This is a genomic window from Roseovarius salis (assembly GCF_044472985.1).
In the GTDB taxonomy this organism is placed as follows: domain Bacteria; phylum Pseudomonadota; class Alphaproteobacteria; order Rhodobacterales; family Rhodobacteraceae; genus Roseovarius; species Roseovarius salis.
Genome location: NZ_JBISDG010000029.1, coordinates 26,103 through 45,328, shown reverse-complemented (window position 1 = coordinate 45,328; position 19,226 = coordinate 26,103). Strand labels below are relative to the sequence as shown.

Genomic DNA, 19,226 nt, shown 5'->3' with positions numbered 1-19,226 from the left:
GCGGCCCCCCGCGCTGCCGTCGCGGCGCGCCCGCCGAGGACACGCCGCAGTCGCGCGCCTTGGGGGTCAGGTGCGCACCAGTTTCTCGTAGGCGTCCGAGATATCGCGCGTCAGCGCCCCAACCTCGAAGTTATAGTCCCCGATCTGACCGACCGGCGTGACCTCTGCCGCCGTCCCGGTGAGCCAGCACTGTTCGAAGCTCTCGAGCTCCTCCGGCATGATATGCCGCTCGTGCACCCGGATCTGACGATCTTCCAGCATCCCGATCACGGTCTGCCGCGTCAGCCCGTTGAGAAAGCAGTCGGGCGTGGGCGTGTGCACCTCGCCGTCCTTGACGAAAAAGATGTTGGCGCCGGTCGCCTCGGCGACGTAGCCGCGATAGTCGAACATCATTGCGTCGGAACAGCCCTTTGCCTCGGCCGCATGTTTCGACATCGTGCAGATCATGTAGAGACCGGCTGCCTTGGCATGGCTCGGGATCGTCTCGGGGCTGGGGCGCTTCCACTTGGAAATGTCCAGCTTGGCGCCGTTGGTCTTGGCATCGCCGTAGTAGGCGCCCCACTCCCACGCCGCGATGGCCAGCCTTACGGGGTTGCGGGCGCTGGCCACACCCATGTCCTCGCCCGCGCCGCGCCATGCAACCGCACGCACATACGCATCGGAGTGGCCGTTGACCCGGAGCACCTCGGCCTTGGCTGCCTCGATCTCGTCCACGCTGTAGGGAATGTCAAAGTCGATCATGTTGGCGGATGCGCGCAGCCGTTCGGAGTGTTCGCGGCTCTTGAAAATCCGGCCGCCATAGGCCCGTTCGCCCTCGAATACCGAGCTGGCATAGTGCAGGGCGTGCGTCAGGACATGAACGTTGGCCTCCCGCCAGTCGATGAGCTTGCCGTCCATCCAGATCTTGCCGTCGCGGTCGTCGTAGCCAGCCATTCCTCGTATCTCCTCAAGTGCCCGCTGCATTACCATTTCTTGCGCCAAAAACGTCCGTATCGGACATAAAGTTGCGCAGAAACTGCGATTCGCTACCAGTTTGATCTTGGAATGTCAATAAAGCTGACATAATATCGGGGACGCGCAAAACCCCGCGACCAGGAGGTGCCATGCCGGACGTACAAGGCGGAGAGAGCCTGCTTTTCCTGACCGACGAACAACTCCGTCAGGGGATCGAGGCGATGTTCTTTGCCTACCGTGGTTTCACCGCGGATCCTGACCGGATCCTCGCGACCATGGCGTATGGCCGTGCCCATCACCGGGCCCTGCACTTCATCGCGCGCAGCCCCGGCACGACGGTCAATAACCTGCTCGGCATTCTGGGTGTTACCAAGCAGTCCCTGAACCGGGTGCTGCGCACGCTGGTCGAGGACGGGCTCGTTGAAAGCCGGATCGGCGAAACGGACAAGCGCGAGCGCAACCTTTACCTCACCGAGGACGGCGCGGCGCTGGAGCGCCGGCTCAGTGACGCGCAGCGTGCCCGGATGCGCGCCGCCTACCGCGCCGCCGGCCCCGAGGCCGTGGCCGGTTTCCGGCAGGTCCTGGAAGCGATGATGGAGCCCGAGCTGCGACGGAAATACTACGCCATCCGGGAGGAAGGGGCATGAGTGAGCCGCCCCCCCACCTGCTGATCGTGGACGATGACGAACGCATCCGCGACCTGCTGCGCAAGTTCCTTGCGCGCAACGGGTTCCTGGTTTCCGTGGCACGCGAGGCCGCCCATGCAAGGCGCATCCTGTCGGGACTGGATTTCGACCTCATCGTTCTTGACGTCATGATGCCCGGCGAGGACGGCGTCTCCCTCACCCGTGCGATCCGCGACCATAACGCGACTCCCATCCTCCTGCTGACCGCCAAGGGCGAGGCAGAGGACCGCATCCGCGGCCTCGAGGCGGGGGCGGATGATTACCTGTCAAAGCCTTTCGAGCCCAAGGAGCTCCTGCTGCGGATCAACGCGATCCTGCGGCGCGTTCCGTCGTCCGAGCCGGACGCGATGGCCCCCAAGGTTCTTCAGATGGGGGCGGTGCGATATGACATCGAGCGTGCAGAATTGCTGCGGGGCGAGGAACCGGTGCGGCTCACGGCGACCGAGGTGCAGCTCATGCGTATATTCGCCGAGCACCTGCGCGAACCGGTCAGCCGGGCAAAGCTGGTCGAGGACCTCGGTCGTGACAGGGGGCAGGCGCAGGAACGCGCGGTCGACGTGCAGATCACCCGTCTCCGCCGCAAGATCGAGGCCGATCCGAAACAGCCACGCTATCTTCAGACGGTGCGGGGCGAGGGCTACATGCTGGCGCCCGACTGAGGAGGCGTGCGCATGGCCGTCATGAACGCGGCCACTGCGCCGTGGGCCGAGACGCCCAGACCGTCTGGACCTAGACAATCTGCCCCGCACATGCTTTGCCGACACCGAAGAACACCCGGGAGGAGCCGACATGCCTGATACGCAGACCGATCTGAAATCTCTACTGAAGGATCCCAGCCTTCTGGCCGAGCAGGCCTTTTCCGGCGGCGAGTGGGTGACCGGCGATGCCGGCACCTTCGAGGTGACCAACCCCGCGCGCGGCGACGTTATCGCCAATGTCGCCGACATGAGCCGTGCGCAGGTCGCCGACGCGATCGCGGCCGCCGAAAAGGCCCAGAAGGAATGGGCGAAATGGACCGGCAAGGAACGGGCGGCGGTGCTGCGCCGCTGGTTCGACCTGATGATGGAAAACCAGGATGATCTTGGCACGATCCTGACGGCCGAGCAGGGCAAGCCACTGGCCGAGGGAAAGGGCGAGATCGCCTATGGCGCCAGCTTCGTGGAATTCTTCGCCGAAGAGGCCAAGCGCATCTACGGCGAGACCATTCCGGGCCATCAGCGCGACAAGCGCATCACGGTCATCAAGCAACCCATCGGGGTGGCGGCGTCGATCACGCCGTGGAATTTTCCCAACGCCATGATCACGCGAAAGGCGGGCCCTGCCCTGGCGGCGGGATGCGCATTCGTGGGGCGCCCGGCCGCCGAGACGCCGCTTTCGGCCACGGTTCTGGCTGTTCTGGCGGAGCGCGCGGGAATCCCCAAGGGCGTGTTCAGCATCGTCACGTCGTCCCGCGCCAGCGAGATCGGCAAGGAATTCTGCGAGAACCCCGCTGTGCGCAAACTGACCTTCACCGGTTCCACCGAGGTGGGCCGCATCCTGCTGCGGCAGGCGGCCGACCAGGTCAAGAAATGCTCGATGGAGCTGGGCGGCAACGCGCCCTTCATCGTCTTCGATGACGCGGACCTTGATGCCGCCGTCGACGGGGCGATCATGTGCAAGTTCCGCAACAACGGGCAGACCTGCGTGTGCGCCAACCGCATCTACGTTCAGGCGGGAGTCTACGACGCCTTCGCAGAAAAGCTGCAAGCGGCCGTTGCCAAGCTCAAGATCGGCGACGGGCTGGAAGAGGGGACGTCCCTCGGCCCCCTTATCAACGCCGATGCGATCGAGAAAGTGCAGCAACACGTGGCCGATGCCACATCCAAGGGCGCCAGCGTGTTGACGGGCGGTGGCGATGCCCTGCAGGGGCCGGGGTATTTTCTTGAGCCAACGATCATGACCGGCGTCACGCAGGACATGCAGGTGGCGACGGACGAAACCTTCGGGCCGCTTGCCCCCCTGTTCAAGTTCGAGGACGTCGATGACGTGATCGCCATGGCGAACGACACGATCTTTGGCCTTGCGAGTTATTTCTACGCCAAGGATCTCAGCCGCGTGACCAAGGTGGCCGAAGCCCTTGAATACGGGATCGTCGGGGTCAACACGGGGATCATCTCGACCGAGGTCGCCCCCTTCGGCGGGGTCAAGCAATCGGGCCTTGGCCGCGAGGGGAGCCACCACGGGATCGACGAGTTCCTTGAAATGAAATACATCTGCACCGCGGTCTGACTTCTCGGTGGTCTGAACGGGTCTGCGCGTTCGGGTTGGTCACTGTGTCAGCCCGTTCTCGTGACACCGCCACCCGCCACGGTCATCGCCCCTTGGGGCAAGACGGAACGCATTGCGGCGCGTGCCGGATTGCGCGCAAGGGGCTGCAAAACGACAAACCCGGCCGGATCGCCCGGCCGGGCCATTGGACCGCATCGGCGCCGGCCCGTCAGTTGACGGCCTTGGCGTCGACCACGTCCTTTTCAACTTCGGCTTCGCCATCGCTGCCGCTGGCGATTTCGATCCGGCGAGGCTTCAGTGCCTCGGGCACCTCGCGGACAAGGTCGATGTGCAGCATACCGTCGGCATGCGTGGCACCCGTCACCCGCACGTAATCGGCCAGCTGGAACTTGCGCTCGAAGGCGCGGGTCGCGATACCGCGATGCAGGAATTTGCGGTTGCTGTCATCCTCGGACTTGCGTGCCGACACGACAAGCTGCCCCTCCTTCACCTCGACCGAAAGGTCATCGGCAGAGAAACCGGCGACCGCGATGGAGATGCGGTACGAATCGTCGGCGGTTTTCTCGATGTTGTAGGGGGGATAGGTTGACTGGTTCACATCGGCGGCCAGCACCCGGTCCATCATGTCGGCGATCTGGTCGAAACCGACGGTTGCCCGGTATAGCGGTGCAAGATCGAAGTTACGCATTGGTCATCCTCCTTTGAGCGATACCTCCTGTGCGGCCTTCCCGTCGGGACAGGCCCAAAGCGCGCCGGCCCGCAACGCGGCGCCGACATCTGGAATTTGGGAGCGCGCCGTCCCGGGTTCAAGACCCGCCGGGGCGGGCAAACCGGGCGCCGGTATCGCGGCGTTCACCCACCGTGGACATGCGCGGCGGGTCCGCCTGAAAGACCCCTTGGCCGGCGTCGAGCGCCGCACGCAAGTCGGCCAGCGTGTCTTGCAGCCCCGTCCCGAGCGATACCTTGCGCCCCTCCACCTCGGCCATCGCGGAGACGACGGAAACCACCCTCGGCAACCCGTCCTCGAAGGAAAAGACCGGGGCACCGGAGGCGCCGAAATCGACATCGCAGGACATGATCAGGATCCCCTGCTGGCGGGCCAACACGTCGCACACCTGCTGCAGCGAGGGGGCATCGGCACGATCGCGCGCGTAGGAGACGATACCGATCCTTTGTCCCTTTCGCGGGCGGTCATCGGTGGGAAAGGGCGTGACCTGCGTATTGCGGACGGGATGGTGCAGTTCGAGCAAGGCCACGTCGTTGCGCACGCGTTGGGCCGATACCTCTGCCCGGAACGTGTAGTCCGGGTGCGTGACCGCGCGGCTTATGTCGCGATAGGCGGCCGCGCGCCCGTTGCGCCACCCGGCGCGGAATTCCATGCGCGCGGGGTCGAGGCGTTGACCGGTGTGCTTGTCGAAAAGGCAGTGTGCCGCCGTGAGCACGAGGTCGGGCGCGATGAGCGCCCCGGTGCAGAAGCCGCGCCCGTCAAGGTCCAGCCGGCCGACCGCCTCCCATCCGCGGCCCGCATCGCCGGTATCGAGCCGCTTGAGACCCGTCTCGGCCGCGGCGGCCCCTGCCAGCAGAAAACCACAGATCATCGCCGCGAAAATTCGCAATATTTTCCCTCCGCCGGACCACGGCGACGGGCTAGCAGCGAAGTTGGGCCAAATTACGGCGCGCCCCTGAGCTCCGGCGGCGGCGCCCCGTCCGTGCACAGCGCCGGGGGCACCGGCCCGCCCGTGGCCCAGTCAAGCAGTTCGACCGTGTGCACCACCGGAATATCCGTGCCCCCGCCGATCTGCATCATGCACCCGATATTGCCGGCGGCGATCACGTCGGGCGATTTCGCCTCGAGCGTGCGCACCTTCCGGTCCTTCAGTTGTTTCGAGATCGCTGGCTGCATGAGGTTGTAGGTGCCCGCACTGCCGCAGCACAGGTGGCTGTCGGCCGGTTCCGTGACGGTGAAGCCGGCGCGCTTGAGCAACTCCTTGGGATACGTCTTGATCTGCTGGCCGTGCTGGAGCGAGCAGGCGGCATGATACGCCACGCGCATGTCGTTCTCGCAGCCCTCGGGCAGGTCGAGCGTCATCAGCAGCTCCGAGATATCCACGGCGATGTCCGAGATGCGCGCCGCGTCGTCGGCCAGCGCCTCCTGCCGGAACATGTGGCCGTAATCCTTGACCGTGGTGCCGCAGCCGGAGGTGTTGATCACGATGGCGTCCAGCCCGTCGCCGTCCATCTCGGCCGCCCAGGCGCGGATGTTCTTGGCCGCGGTGGCATGACTTTCCGTTGTCTTGCCCATGTGATGGGTCAGCGCCCCGCAGCAGCCCGCGCCCTCTGCCACCACCACCTCGCATCCCAGCCGGGTGAGCAGGCGAATCGTGGCGTCGTTGATATCGGTGTTCAGCGCCCGCTGCGCGCAGCCCGTCATCAGCGCCACGCGCTTGCGGCGCTCGCCTTGCGCCGGGAAGGTCTGGGGGTCGTCATTGCGGCTGACGGGCGGGATGCGCTTGGGCGCCATTTCAAGCATCGCCCTGAGCCGCGCGTCGGGCATGAGGAAGGCGAAGGGTCGCCCGATCTTGGCCCCGAGCAGGGCCAGCCGGAAGCGGCCCGGATAGGGCAGGAGGCGCGCCAGCGTCCAGCGCAGCGCCCGCTCGAAGAGCGGTCGGCGGTAATTGCCCTCGATATACTCGCGCGCGTGATCGACAAGATGCATGTAATGCACGCCGGAGGGGCAGGTTGTCATGCAGGCGAGGCAGGACAGGCACCGGTCGATGTGCTTGACCGTTTTCTCATCCGGTTCCCGCTCGTTCTCCAGCATGTCCTTGATGAGGTAAATGCGCCCGCGCGGGCTGTCGAGTTCGTCGCCCAGAACCTGGTAGGTCGGACAGGTGGCGGTGCAGAAACCGCAATGGACACAGGAGCGCAGGATCTCGTTCGAGCGGGCGAAGGCGGGATCCTGCAATTGTTGGTCGGTGAACTCTGTTCTCATCCGCTTGTCCCTGTATCCGCTGCCTGCCCCATCAGCCCCGGGTTGAGAATGCCCCGGGGGTCGAACCGCTGACGCAGGCCGTCCTGCAGGGTGGCCACCGCCGGAGAGAGCGGCTGGAATGCCCCGGCGGCGCGGTTGCCGCGGATCAGCGTCGCGTGACCACCCGTCTCGGCAACGGCCTGCCGGATGCTGGCGGCCCCTGTCCCTTCGGGCACGAGCAGCCAGACGAGGCCACCGCCCCAGTCATACATCGCCTCTGCGCCCTCCACGCGGTCAACGATACCGGGCGCGTCGGTGGGCTTGACCGAGAGGCGCCAGATATCGCCCTTGCGGCCCCGGAATGCGGCCACGTCCCGGATGTCGCGCCACAGCTTGCCATCGGTGGTGTCCTCGGCCGTGAACGCGCCAAATTCCTCCAGCCTTTTGCCCAGCTCTTCGACCCGGTAGGCGACCGAACGCTTCGAGCCCTCAAGCCGGAGCAGCGTCAGCGGGGTGCCGTCCGCGTCCTGTTGCAGATGCGCGGCACCCGTTACTTCGTAGGGGGAGCCGAGGGCCCTGCACATCGCGGCGACGGCGACCCGGTCGGCAAGCCCCTCGCAGCGCAGGGTTACGGTGACGGCAGTATCCGGTAGAACCTTGAAAGAAACCTCGGTCAAGACCCCGAGCGTGCCGTAGCTGCCGGCCATCAGCTTGACGATATCGTAGCCGGTCACGTTTTTCATGACGCGCCCGCCATTGCGGATGACGTCGCCGCGTCCGTCGACAAAGCGCACACCGAGCAGGAAATCCCGCGCCGCGCCGCACTGGATGCGCCGCGGGCCGGAAACGTTGGCCGCGAACACCCCGCCGATGGTTGGGCTGCCCTCGGTGCCCAGCAGGCCGCGATGGTCCATCGGCTCGAAGGCCAGCCTTTGCCCCTCCCGCGCCAGCGCCGCCTCGACCTCGGCCAGCGGGGTGCCAGCCTTGGCCACCATGGTCAGCGCCCCCGGCTCGTAGAGCTCGATCCCCGACAGCCGGTCGGTGATAAGCGGCGCACCGTTGACGGGACGCCCGAGCGGGCGCGTGCCGCCGCCGCGGATGCTCAGCGGTTCGCCGGCCGTGCGCACGATTTCGGCCAGATCTGCCTCGGTCTCCGGTCTGAACGTGCTCATTGGCGGGGGCTACTCCAGTGGCGATGATTGCGGCGGCGGGACAGCAGCCGGGTCATTCCGCGGCGACGCGGTGCGGCGCGCTTGCATCCAGCGGAAAAACCTTGGCCGGGTTCAGCAGCCATTTCGGGTCGAACACGTCCTTCACCGCCATCTGGATGGCAAGATCGCCCTGCGCGTACTGGTGGGCCATCAGGTCGCGTTTCTCGATGCCGACGCCGTGCTCGCCGGTCAGGCAGCCGCCCACCTCGACGCAGAGCTTCAGGATTTCCGCGCCGAACGCCTCGCAGGTTTCCAGATCGCCGGGCTTGTTGGCGTCGAACAGGATCAAGGGGTGCATGTTGCCGTCGCCGGCATGGAAAACGTTGGCGACGTCGAGGCCGAATTCCCCCGACATCTCGCCGATGCGCTTGAGCACGCAGGGCAACTGGCTGACCGGGATCGTGCCGTCGAGGCACATGTAGTCGTTGATGTTGCCCATCGCCCCGAAGGCGGATTTGCGGCCCAGCCAGATGCGCGCGCTTTCGTCGGCCGATGTGCTCTGGCGCAGTGCCACGGGAGCGTGGGAGCGCGCTATTTCGGTGATGGTTTCAAGCTGCTCGTCGATCTCGGCATCGCTGCCTTCCACCTCGACAATCAAAAGCGCCTCGCAATCGGGATAACCCGCCTTGGCGAAATCCTCGGTGGCGCGGATGCAGGGACGATCCATGAACTCGATCGCCACGGGCAGGACACCGGCCTTGATGATGTCGGACACGCAGGCGCCGGCCACCTCGTTGCTGTCGAAACCGACCAGCACGGGGCGGGCGCCCTCGGGCTTGTGCAGAATGCGAAGGGTGGCTTCGGTCACCACGCCGAGCTGCCCTTCGGAGCCGCAGATCACCCCGAGCAGGTCGTAACCCTCGGCGTCCAGATGCGCGCCGCCCAGTTCCAGCACCGTGCCGTCCATGAGAACGATGGTCACGCCCAGAAGGTTGTTCGTGGTCACGCCGTATTTGAGACAATGCGCGCCGCCGGAGTTCATCGCGATGTTACCGGCGATCGCGCAGGCCAGCTGGCTGGAGGGATCCGGGGCGTAGAAGAACCCCTCTTCTTCCACCGCGCCGGTGACCGACAGGTTGGTGCGGCCCGACTGCACGCGGATGAAACGGTTCTCATAGTCCGTTTCGAGCACCTCGGTCATCCGCGCGACGCCGAGGATGACACTGTCCTCGGTCGGGAGTGCCCCGCCAGCGAGCGAGGTTCCCGCCCCGCGCGGCACAACGGGCACGTTCATCTCGTGGCAAATGGCCAGCGCCTCGGACACTTCTTGCGTGGAGGCCGGGAGGATGACGGCCAGCGGCGGGCACTTGTAGGCTGTCAGCGCGTCGCATTCGTAGGCGCGCGTCTCGAACGGGTCCGAAATCACGGCGTCGGCTGACAGGACCTTTTGCAACCGGGCGACGAGCTCCGCCTTGCGTGACAGGATTTCGGCACTTGGGGCGGGCATGTCCATCGTTGGCTCCTCCTGTATTGGTCAGAAAATATAACCAATTCGTCCGTCTGGCAAGTTCCAGTATAGCGCGATACCCTGACGGCATGAACTGGTCGGACCGCCTGAGCCTCTTCACGCCGCTCGATTTCTGGGCGGTTGCCGTGCTGTTCGCCAGCTGGGTCATCACGGGTTTGCTGATCGAGCATCCGCTGATTGGCCGCGCCTCCGTCTCGCGGCTCATGGCCCGCTACAGGCGCGAATGGATGACGCAGATGATAGACCGCCAGCCGCGCGTTTTCGACGGCCAGATCATGCTGACGCTGCGGCAGGGCACCACCTTTTTCGCGTCGACCACCATGATTGCCATCGGCGGTGCGCTGGCGCTGCTTGGGAACATGGAGCGGTTCATCGGCGTTGCCAGCGACCTGACGCTGGAGAAGGATCCGGCGATCGTGTGGGAGGTCAAGGTGCTGATCCTGCTGGTTTTCCTTGCAAACGCGTTTCTCAAGTTCGTCTGGGCGCACCGTCTGTTCGGCTACGGCAGCGTCCTGATGGCGGCGGTGCCCAACGATCCTGAGGATCCGCAATGCGCGGCGCGGGCGTCGCAGGCGGGCGAGATCATCAACACGGCCGCGCGAAGTTTCAACCGGGGGCTGCGGTCGGTCTATTTCGCGCTGGCTTCGGCCGTATTCATGATCGGCCCCGTGGCCCTGATGGCGGCGGTCGCCATCACGTGGGTCGTTTTGTTGCGTCGGGAGTTCGCGTCGCATTCACGCGCGGTTCTGTTGAAGGAATTCGACACGAAGTCGTGACTGCATGCCCGCCGTCTTGTCGTTAGGCTGGCGCCATGAAACACGTTCGACTCGCTCTGATCCTTGCCTTTGTCACGGCAACACCCGGGCTGGCTGATGCGCCCCGTGTGCTCGGTGTCGCGGTCGAAAAGGCCGGCATGGTCTGGAACGTCCGGGTCACGCTGGCCCATCCCGACAGCGGGTGGGACCATTACGCCGACGGCTGGGAGGTGCTCGGCCCGGATGGTAACCGTATCGGGTTCCGCGAGTTGATGCATCCACACGTGCATGAACAGCCGTTCACCAGATCCTTGAGCGGTGTCATGCTTCCGGACGGGGCCCGCCGGATATTCATCAGGCCGCGATGTTCACGGGATGGATGGTCCGAGGAGGCCGTCGAGATCGAACTCAGGCCCTAGCGGCGACCTTCGCGCAACCAGCCCCCGAGGATCAGGCCCGCCGCCAGCAGCAGGACCAGCCACGGCGGCAGCAGGGAAACCTGCATGACCGCCTGTGTCTCGTAGGCGCCGCGCGGGGTGATACCGATCCAGCCACGGCCGGCGGCGGGCCGGCCCGGGCGCACCTCGCGCAGTCGCGGCAGCCCGTCCTCGAGCGCCTTTGCGCCACCGCCGGTGGCCTCGATCATCGGGCGCAACCCCTCGGCGGTGGCGATGGTTTCCTCGAACTCCACGGGCGACGACGGGCCAAGGCCGATAACGGTGGATTCGTCACCGTTCCGGAGCCGGTAGAGCCCGATCTGCGGCCCGTCGAAAAGCGTTTCGAACCGGCCCGGGGCGACCTGTTCCAGCTCCCGCTCGATGATTTCGCCCGACGGCGTTTCGATCGTGACGGGACCCACCTGCTCGGACAATGTCCGGCGGATGATGCGCATCCTCTGGCCCGTTGCCTCGGCGCGGAGCGCCTCCTCCTCGAGTTCGGGTTCCTTCATCATCCAGTGCGCGAGACGGCGCAGCAGTTCCAGCTGCGGGCCGCCCCCCTCGAAGCCGCGATGCCAAAGCCACGCGTGATCCGAGCCGAGCAGGGCGACGCGGCCCTCGCCCACGCGGTCGAGCACCAGAAGCGGGCCGGCATCCGCCCCGGTCATGACGACATCGCCGGTCGGGTCGCCCAGTTCGATCTGGCGCATCCAGCGCCCCCAGCCATCCTCGGATTCCGGCTCTAGACCGGCTGTCACCGGGTGTCGCTGGCCGAGTTCGCTGATGTCGGGGCGATAGCGGCGCTCGATGACCCGCGCGGTCGGGCGGGCGGGCAGCACGGACTCCAGCGGGGTTCGGTAGAGGCTCTGGGCGCTGGCGAAATCCGGCCCGGCGGCGATCAGGACGGCACCGCCCTTCTCGATGTATTCCCGGACGTTGTCGAGATAGATGGAGGGCAGGATGCCACGTCGCTTGTAGCGGTCGAAGATGATGAGATCGAAGTCGTCGATCTTTTCGAGGAAAAGTTCGCGCGTCGGGAAGGCGATCAGAGACAGCTCGCGCACCGGCACGCCGTCCTGCTTTTCCGGTGGGCGCAGGATGGTGAAATGCACGAGGTCCACCGAGCTGTCGGATTTCAGCAGGTTGCGCCAGGTGCGCCCGCCCGGATGCGGCTCGCCCGAGACCAGCAGCACCGACAGCCGGTCGCGCACGCCGTTGATCTGCACGATCGCGGTATTGTTGCGGTCGGTGAGTTCCCCGTCGGCGGCGGGCGTGCTGAACTGCAGCACGTTGCGCCCGCCATGCGGCAGCTTGAGCGGCAGCTCGATGTCGCGCCCCACCGGCAACTGGAAACGCTGCGGCTCCTCCCCGTCGATGGAAACATCGACCGGCACGGTGGCTACGTCCTCGGGCGCGGCGCCGGCATCCGTGATCCTGAGGGTCATGGTGATCTCTTCGCCCAGTATGCCGAAGGCCGGGGCGTTCTCGACCTGCAGCTTGCGGTCCCAGTCTTGTTCCCGCCCGGTGTGGAGCAGGTGCAGCGGGGCCGGCAGGTCAGGCGCGCGGTCGGCATCGTGCAGCCGCCCGTCCGACAGCAGGATTGCCCCGGCGATCCGGCCGCTGGGTTCCTCGGCCATGGCCTCGGACAGGGCCGTCATCAGCCGTGTGCCGCTGTTCTCCGGCCCGTCCTGCACGGTGATGCGGCGCAGCTCGGTGTTGTCGCGGGCCTCGAGGCGCGCGGCAAGCGTCTCGGCCGCCTCGCTGGTCGTCGCGGCGCGGTCGCCCAGTTTCTGGCTGGCGGTTTCGTCCTCGATCATCAGCACGATGTCCGAGAGCGGGTCGCGCTGTTCCTGCTGGTAATCCGGGCCGGCCAGCGCGGCGAGCACCACCAGCCCGGCCAGCCCGCGCAGCGCCCAGCCGGACAGGCCGCGCAGCAGCGCCAGCGCGATACCCGCGGCCATCATCGCGCCGAGCGCGGCGATCAGCCACCATGGCAAAAGCGGGTCGAAGACGATGGATGCGGTCATTGGCCTAGCCTGTCCAGAAGGGCGGGCACGTGCACCTGGTCGGATTTGTAGTTGCCCGTGAGCACGTGCATCACGAGGTTGACGCCGAAGCGGTAGGCGAGCTCTCTCTGCCGCTCGCCCGAAAACCCGCGACCGACCGGGTATATCGGGTTGCCGCGATCATCCATTGCCCACGCCGCGGCCCAGTCATTGCCGCCGATGACCACCGGCGTGACGTTGTCGTTGAGGTCGCGGAACGGCATGCCCTCGACTTCCTCGGCATCGGGGGGCGCGGCCTCGACCCAGACCGGGCGGCCGACATGGCGGCCCGGGAAATCCTGCAGGAGATAGAAGGTGCGGGTCAGAACATGGTCGTCGGGCACGGGCTCCAGCGGCGGGATGTCGAGCGGTTCCGCGAGGCGTTGAAGTTTCCTGCCGTTGGGCGACGACGCGCCGAAACCCGCAACGTTGGCATCGCGGGTATCGAAAAGGATCATGCCGCCGGTGCGCAGATACGCGTTGAGCTTGACGTAGGCCTCGGCGGTCGGAATGGGCTGGTCGGGTGTCACCGGCCAGTAGAGCAGGGGATAGACGGCCAGTTCGTCCTGTTCGAGGTTCACGCCGATCGGTTCCGCCGGTTCGACGGAGGTGCGGAAGTAGAGCGTTTCGCCCAGCCCGCGGAGCCCGGCGCGTGCCATGCGGTCGATCTCGGTGTTGCCGGTGATGACATGGGCCAGCGTCACCTCCTTGGTTGCCTGCATGGCCTTGTCGATTTCCTGCGCGTCGGCCTGCCCCGGGATCGTGAGCGCCGCGATGACAACCGCCGCGGCGCGCACCGGCAGCAGCCGCCCGGACAGGGCCAGCGCCGCGACGATGTCGGCGGTCAGCAGAACGAGGGCAAGTCCGAGCAGCCAGCCGCCAAGCGGCGCCTCCTCGGGCGGTGCGAGCCCGTCCACCGGCACGGAGCCGGGCCATGTAACGGGCGTCAGTGTCGCATCGCCGTCCATGACGTTGAGCGCAAGGCGCCGGTCAGGCCCGTCGTAAAGCCCCGGCTGCAATTCCGGGCCGATAGGGTCCGTCACCAGCCGTTCGCCACCGACGCCGGGCAGCGTGCCGGCATCCTGCAGGTCGCCGAACGCGTCGAGAACCTGCACCGGCTGCCACGTGGTGCCCTGCATCTCCGTCAGGTCGGGGAGGGCGACGGCAGAGGAAACCGCGAGCCGTTCGAGCATCTGCACGAAAAGCCCCGAGAGCGGGAGCGAGGACCACTCGGCATTGGCCGTCACGTGGAACAGCACCACTTGGCCCTCGCCGATGCGTTTACGGGTGACGAGCGGCGTGCCGTCGCTCAGCTGTGCGATGACGCGCGAGGCCAGCGTCGGGTCCGGCTGGGCCATGACCTGTGCCGAGACGGTGACATCACCGGGGATTTCGAGTCCAAAGAACGGGCTGTTCTCGGGAAAGGGCGCGAGGGATTTGGGCTCTCCCCAGCTCATTGCGCCGCCGACCGTGCGGCCGCCCGCGCGGAGCCGGACGGGCATGAGCGGCGCCTCCTCGCTGCGCGAGACGTCGCTGGCGGCGAGCCGAGGCCCCGCGAAGCGCAGGAGCAGTCCGCCCTGATCGGTCCATTCCAGCAGCTTGGATTGCTCCGCCCCCGAGAGGGTGGCCACGTCCGCCAGCACGATCACGTCCGGGTTGGCCGGCAGCACGTCCGTCAGCGCCCCGTCGAGGATGTCGGCCGTGGGCACGAGCGCCTGTTCGAGGTAGTGCAGCGGCGAGAGAAGTTCGAGGCCTTCGCGGTCCTCGCGCCCGGCGATCAAGGCGACCTCGCGGCGGCGCAAGCTGTCATCGGTCAGCGTCACGGCACCGGCATGGTCCTGCCCGGCGATCTCGAACCGGGTGAGACGGCCGCGCAGTTCGGCGGGCAGTGAAAGCTGCCCGTCCGCAGCCGCCGCGCCGTCCTCGAATCTCAGCGGCACCGTGGCGAGGACCCGCGGCGTGCCCGAGGGATCGCGGCCATGCGCCTCGATCACGACCTCGCGTGCGGCGCCGGGGCGCGCGCGGATCGCCGAAAGCTGAATGTTGCCATCGCTGACCTCGGCGGGCAGCAGCGCGATGACCGGGGCCTGGCTTTCATGAATGGTGACGGGGCCGCGGGCGCGGAGCGCGGATAGCAGGGCCTCGCGGCCCGGTCGTGCCAGCCCGTCGGAGAACCAGCGCGTCTCGAACTCCTCCGACCCGAGCATTCCGGCCGCCGCTGTCATCGCGTCCTGTCCGGGGGTCCATGGCGACGGGACGAGACCGGACAGGCGCGTGCGCCATGCCTCGGCGGAACGGAACACCGGCGGCTCGGGCGCGCTGAGCCGCATGACGGCGACGGGACGTGCGTTGCGCCCGGCCTTGGCCAGCATGGTGTCGAGCAGGGCCGACCGTGCCGGCCAGTCCCTTGCCGAGCTCCATGACCCGTCAAGCACGATCAACAACGGGCCGGTCGCTGTCTTTTCCCCCTGCTGCTCGGGGTTCAGCACGGGACCGGCCAGCCCCACGATCACGGCGGCCACCGCCAGCATCCGCAGCAGCAGCAACCACCACGGCGTCCGGTCCGTCACGGCATCGTCATCCGACAGCCCCAACAGCAGGGCCACGCCGGGGAACCGCCGCCGGACGGGCGCCGGGGGCACCGCGCGCAGCAATAGCCAAAGGACCGGCAGCGCCGCCAGCGCCAGCAGCAGCCACGGCGCGGTGAAGCCGATGGAGCCAAGGATCATCGCGCGCCCCCTTCGTCGAACGCCCGGTAAAGCCAGAGCAGCGCCGACTGCGGGCTGTCGGAGGTATGGTGCAGCCCGTACCGCCAGCCGGTCATGGCGCAGAGCGCGGCAATCTCTGCCTTGCGTTCCGCCAGCCGTGCAAGGTACCGCTCGCGCAATTCGGACGCTTTTAGAGTTTCGTGCGCGAGCGTGCCACCGACACTTTCGAAAATCGTGCGTCCGCGATAGGGGAATGCTTCCTCGGCCGGATCGAGCACCTGCAGCAGCACGCCCTGAACGCCACGGTCCGCCGCGGCGGTCAGCGCGGTGCGCGCCTCGGTGATGTCGCCCATGAAATCGGACACGAACAGGGCACGCCCCTGCGGCAGGATACCGGTGCTCTCGGGGCGGCCGTAATCTTCGTCGCCATTGCGGTTCAGCGCCTCGGCGAGCCGCATCATCTGGGCCTCGCCGCGCCGCGGCGGAAGATGATCCCCGGCCAGCCCGACACGTTCACCCGCGCGGTTGAGCAGCACGGCCACCGACAGCGCCAGCAGCCGCGCGCGGTCGGCCTTGTCCGGCAATCCCGCGTCAGAAGCAAAGCGCATGGATGCCGAGTTGTCGACCCAGATCGCCACGCTTTGCGCGATCTGCCATTCGCGCTGGCGCACGAACTCGGTATCCGACCTTGCGGATCGCCGCCAGTCGATGAAACGCCGTTCATCGCCAGCCTGTACCGGCCTGTATTGCCAGAAATCGTCGCCCAGCCCCGCGCGCCGACGGCCGTGTTCGCCCAGCAGGACGGTGCCGGCCAGATGCTCGGCCCGTGCCAGCAGCGGAGGCAGGCGGGCCGCCTCCCGCTCGGCGCGTGCGCGAAGGGGGGCGCCGGCGGTCACGCGGCGGCCTCGGTCCGCGTGATGTCGGTCACGGTATCGGCAATGATGCCCTCAAGGCTCTCGCCGCTCGCGCGGGCGGCAAATGTCAGGGCCATCCGGTGCGTCAGCACCGGCTGCGCCACCGCGGCGACGTCATCGGCATCCGGCGCAAGGCGGCCTTGCAGCATCGCGCGTGCCCGCACCGTCAGCATCAGCGCCTGCGCCGCGCGCGGCCCCGGGCCCCAGGCCACCGCGTTGCGCACGGCTTGCGGGGCGCTATCGTCGCCGGGCCGAAAGGCGCGGACCAGATCGAGGATCATCTCCATCACGCTTTCCCCCACCGGCATGCGGCGCAGCAGCGTCTGCGCCTCGATCAGCTCGTCGGGCGTGAAGACCCTGTGCGCGGTTTCCTCTGCCGCGCCGGTCGTGGCCAGAAGGATGTCGCGTTCGGTGTCGCGGTCGGGATACTGGACGTCGATCTGCACGAGGAAACGGTCGAGCTGTGCCTCGGGTAGGGGGTAGGTGCCCTCCTGCTCGATCGGGTTCTGGGTGGCGAGGACGTGGAAGGGCGGGGTGAGCGGTCGGTCCTGCCCGGCGACCGTTACCTGCCGTTCCTGCATGGCCTGCAGAAGCGCCGATTGCGTGCGGGGGCTGGCGCGGTTGATCTCGTCCGCCATCAGCAGCTGGCAGAAGATCGGGCCGGGAATGAACTTGAACGCGCGGGACCCGTCGGCGCCGGTCTCCAGCACCTCCGAGCCGAGGATGTCGGCGGGCATCAGGTCCGGCGTGAACTGGATGCGGTTGCTGTCGAGGCCCATCACCGTGGCCAGCGTCTCGACAAGGCGCGTCTTGCCAAGGCCGGGCAGCCCGATCAGCAGGCCGTGCCCCCCGCACAACAACGCGGACAGGGACAGGTCGACGACCCGCTCCTGCCCGATGAAGCGGCGGGTGATCGAGCTGCGCGCCTGCGCCAGCTTGTCCTCCAGCGCCTCGATCCCGGCTAGCAGATCGGCGTCGTCGGCCATGGCAAAACTCCCGTGCAAACTATATCCTCGCAAGAGTGTATCGCGCAGCGCGCAAATGGCAAAAGCAATGAGCAAGGAAATGGTCACGACACCGTCAGCCCGGAGCCTCGCCGAGGCAGCCAAGAAGGCGCAGGGAAAGGGGCTGCCACCCGTGCAGGAGTGGACGCCGGATTTCACCGGCGACATCGACATGCACATCGCCCGCGACGGGACGTGGTATTATCAGGGCTCCCGGATCGAGCGGCCGGGTCTTGTCGGGCTTTTCTCGACGATCCTGCGCAAGGAAGGCGACCGGTATTACCTCGTGACACCCGCCGAGAAGGTCGGGATCACGGTCGAAGACGCCCCGTTCGTCGCCGTCGACGTCGAGGTCGAGGGCGAGGGGCGCGAGCAGATGCTGATCTTTGATACCAATGTGGGCGACCGCGTGGTGGCCGGGCCGGACAACCCGATTCGCGTTGAGCGCGACGAAACGACGGGCGAGCCGTCGCCGTATGTCCATATCCGCGCCGGGCTCGAGGCCCTGATCGACCGCAAGAGCTTCTACCGTCTGGTGGACCACGGCAGTCATCACGACGGCTGGTTCGGGCTGTGGTCTGACGGAGAATTCTTCGCCATCATCCCGTCCGAAGAGATGACGGAGGCCTAGGCCATGAAACCACTTGCCGTGATCGTTGGCGTCGGGTCCGGGCTGTCGGCTGCGCTGGCGCGGCGTTTCGCGTCAGAGGGCCACGACCTCGTGCTGGCGGCGCGTGATCGTGCCAAGCTCGCCCCCCTGGAATCGGAAACCGGTGCACGGACCGAGACGCTTGACGCGACCGACCCCGGCGGCGTCGCCGCGTTGTTCGACGGGCTGGACCGCGCCCCGGCCGTGGCAATCTACAACCCGTCCGCGCGGGTGCGCGGCCCTCTGGCGGATCTGGATCCCGAAGAGGTGCGGCGGGCGGTGGAAGTCACGGCCCACGGCGCGTTCCTGACCGGGCAGGCGGCGGCGAAGCGGATGCTGGCCGACGGCCCCGCGGACGGGGTGCGGGGCACGATCCTGTTCACGGGCGCCTCGGCCGGGGTAAAGGGCTTCCCGCTTTCCGCGCCCTTCGCCATGGGCAAGTTCGCGCAACGCGGGCTGGCCGAGAGCATGGCCCGCGAGCTGCACCCCCAGGGCATCCACGTGGCGTGGATCAACATCGACGGTGCGATCCGCAACCCCGGCCGGGAGGAGCCCGCCGACAAACCCGACAGCATGCTCGACCCCGATGCCATCGCGCGGGCCTATCTCGACCTCGTCCGGCAGGACCGCTCGGCGTGGTCGCACGAGCTGACGCTCAGGCCGTGGGTGGAGCGGTTCTGACTCTCGGTGCCGGTTGCGGGGCCGGCGTTCGGCTCAGTTGCGCACCACGTAGACCGAACATTCGGCATGCGTGACAACGTGGCTGGCCGTGGTTCCCAGCAGATAGTCCTGCACGCGGGGGTTGGCGGCCTCCATCACGATGAGGTCGATGTTGCGCTCGTCGGCCAGCTTGACGATCTGGCGGTGGACCGCGCCCTTTCGCACGATGGTCTCCACCTCGACGCCATCCGCGGGGTGCGCCTTGAGGAAATTTTGTAGCTGCTCGCGCCAGTAAGTCTCCGAGTCCCTGATGTTCAGGTTGCGCTCGAACTCGGGCGCGACGGTGGCGACGATGAGCTTCGCATCCCGCTTCCGGGCCATTTCCACGGCCTCGGTGTAGGCATTGTATTCCACCTGCACGTGGCGGAGGTTGATCGGGCAGAGGATGATCTTGGTTTGTCGGGGCATTGAATGTCCGCGCTTGGGGTTGGGTCGG

The 19,226-nt window shown here is 67.1% G+C and carries 18 protein-coding genes; 7 read left to right on the top strand and 11 right to left on the bottom strand.

Annotated elements, in window-relative coordinates:
• Positions 1-66: 66 nt before the first annotated feature.
• The gene (locus ACH13J_RS12830) at positions 67-933 is read right to left on the bottom strand and encodes a branched-chain amino acid aminotransferase (protein WP_397543733.1); all 867 of its coding nucleotides are present in this window, start codon (positions 931-933) and stop codon (positions 67-69) included.
• A gap of 170 nt (positions 934-1,103) precedes the next feature.
• On the opposite strand from ACH13J_RS12830, the gene ACH13J_RS12825 reads away from it, so the two are divergent.
• From ACH13J_RS12825 to ACH13J_RS12815, 3 genes are all read left to right on the top strand, one after another.
• Positions 1,104-1,601 (top strand): MarR family transcriptional regulator, encoded by a 498-nt coding sequence (locus ACH13J_RS12825; protein WP_397543732.1) that lies wholly within the window; start codon positions 1,104-1,106, stop codon positions 1,599-1,601.
• Positions 1,598-2,299, top strand: coding sequence for a response regulator (locus ACH13J_RS12820; protein WP_397543731.1), 702 nt, complete (start codon positions 1,598-1,600; stop codon positions 2,297-2,299). The genes ACH13J_RS12825 and ACH13J_RS12820 overlap by 4 nt, the downstream gene beginning before the upstream one ends.
• Positions 2,300-2,429: 130 nt before the next feature.
• Positions 2,430-3,908 (top strand): NAD-dependent succinate-semialdehyde dehydrogenase, encoded by a 1,479-nt coding sequence (locus ACH13J_RS12815; protein WP_397543730.1) that lies wholly within the window; start codon positions 2,430-2,432, stop codon positions 3,906-3,908.
• Positions 3,909-4,116: 208 nt separating this feature from the next.
• On the opposite strand, the gene ACH13J_RS12810 is transcribed toward ACH13J_RS12815, so the two are convergent.
• The 5 genes from ACH13J_RS12810 to ACH13J_RS12790 form a co-directional block, all read right to left on the bottom strand.
• The gene (locus ACH13J_RS12810; RefSeq protein WP_397543729.1) at positions 4,117-4,596 is read right to left on the bottom strand and encodes an Hsp20 family protein; all 480 of its coding nucleotides are present in this window, start codon (positions 4,594-4,596) and stop codon (positions 4,117-4,119) included.
• Between the two features lie 118 nt (positions 4,597-4,714).
• On the bottom strand, positions 4,715-5,506 hold the full coding sequence (locus tag ACH13J_RS12805; protein WP_397543736.1) for a trypsin-like peptidase domain-containing protein: 792 nt from the start codon (positions 5,504-5,506) through the stop codon (positions 4,715-4,717).
• A 71-nt stretch (positions 5,507-5,577) separates the two neighbouring features.
• Positions 5,578-6,900 (bottom strand): glycolate oxidase subunit GlcF, encoded by a 1,323-nt coding sequence (gene glcF / locus ACH13J_RS12800; RefSeq protein ID WP_397543728.1) that lies wholly within the window; start codon positions 6,898-6,900, stop codon positions 5,578-5,580.
• Positions 6,897-8,051 carry a glycolate oxidase subunit GlcE gene (glcE, locus tag ACH13J_RS12795; RefSeq protein ID WP_397543727.1) on the bottom strand — a complete coding sequence of 385 codons (1,155 nt, stop codon included), beginning with the start codon at positions 8,049-8,051 and terminating at the stop codon, positions 6,897-6,899. Before glcE ends, glcF begins: the two co-directional genes overlap by 4 nt.
• 52 nt (positions 8,052-8,103) lie before the next feature.
• Positions 8,104-9,543 (bottom strand): FAD-linked oxidase C-terminal domain-containing protein, encoded by a 1,440-nt coding sequence (locus ACH13J_RS12790; RefSeq protein WP_397543726.1) that lies wholly within the window; start codon positions 9,541-9,543, stop codon positions 8,104-8,106.
• An 83-nt stretch (positions 9,544-9,626) separates the two neighbouring features.
• On the opposite strand from ACH13J_RS12790, the gene ACH13J_RS12785 reads away from it, so the two are divergent.
• The gene (locus tag ACH13J_RS12785; RefSeq protein WP_397543725.1) at positions 9,627-10,334 is read left to right on the top strand and encodes a DUF599 domain-containing protein; all 708 of its coding nucleotides are present in this window, start codon (positions 9,627-9,629) and stop codon (positions 10,332-10,334) included.
• Between the two features lie 35 nt (positions 10,335-10,369).
• The gene (locus ACH13J_RS12780; protein WP_397543724.1) at positions 10,370-10,732 is read left to right on the top strand and encodes a hypothetical protein; all 363 of its coding nucleotides are present in this window, start codon (positions 10,370-10,372) and stop codon (positions 10,730-10,732) included.
• Here the strand turns inward: ACH13J_RS12780 and ACH13J_RS12775 are convergent.
• From ACH13J_RS12775 to ACH13J_RS12760, 4 genes are read right to left on the bottom strand one after another with little or no spacing between them, the layout of a single operon-like run.
• A complete protein-coding gene (locus ACH13J_RS12775; RefSeq protein WP_397543723.1) occupies positions 10,729-12,777 on the bottom strand; it encodes a hypothetical protein in 2,049 nt (682 codons plus the stop codon). The genes ACH13J_RS12780 and ACH13J_RS12775 overlap by 4 nt on opposite strands.
• Positions 12,774-15,524, bottom strand: a complete 2,751-nt coding sequence (locus ACH13J_RS12770; protein WP_397543722.1) for a DUF4159 domain-containing protein — start codon at positions 15,522-15,524, stop codon at positions 12,774-12,776. The genes ACH13J_RS12775 and ACH13J_RS12770 overlap by 4 nt, the downstream gene beginning before the upstream one ends.
• A complete protein-coding gene (locus ACH13J_RS12765) occupies positions 15,521-16,399 on the bottom strand; it encodes a DUF58 domain-containing protein (protein WP_397543721.1) in 879 nt (292 codons plus the stop codon). Before ACH13J_RS12765 ends, ACH13J_RS12770 begins: the two co-directional genes overlap by 4 nt.
• Positions 16,396-17,403 (bottom strand): AAA family ATPase, encoded by a 1,008-nt coding sequence (locus ACH13J_RS12760; protein WP_397543720.1) that lies wholly within the window; start codon positions 17,401-17,403, stop codon positions 16,396-16,398. Before ACH13J_RS12760 ends, ACH13J_RS12765 begins: the two co-directional genes overlap by 4 nt.
• Positions 17,404-17,470: 67 nt before the next feature.
• On the opposite strand from ACH13J_RS12760, the gene ACH13J_RS12755 reads away from it, so the two are divergent.
• Together ACH13J_RS12755 and ACH13J_RS12750 are read left to right on the top strand one after the other, a co-directional pair.
• Complete coding sequence (locus tag ACH13J_RS12755) at positions 17,471-18,052, top strand: DUF1285 domain-containing protein (protein WP_397543719.1); 582 nt, start codon at positions 17,471-17,473, stop codon at positions 18,050-18,052.
• A 3-nt stretch (positions 18,053-18,055) separates the two neighbouring features.
• The gene (locus tag ACH13J_RS12750; protein WP_397543718.1) at positions 18,056-18,751 is read left to right on the top strand and encodes an SDR family NAD(P)-dependent oxidoreductase; all 696 of its coding nucleotides are present in this window, start codon (positions 18,056-18,058) and stop codon (positions 18,749-18,751) included.
• Between the two features lie 33 nt (positions 18,752-18,784).
• On the opposite strand, the gene ACH13J_RS12745 is transcribed toward ACH13J_RS12750, so the two are convergent.
• A complete protein-coding gene (locus ACH13J_RS12745; protein WP_397543717.1) occupies positions 18,785-19,198 on the bottom strand; it encodes a universal stress protein in 414 nt (137 codons plus the stop codon).
• Positions 19,199-19,226: the final 28 nt, after the last annotated feature.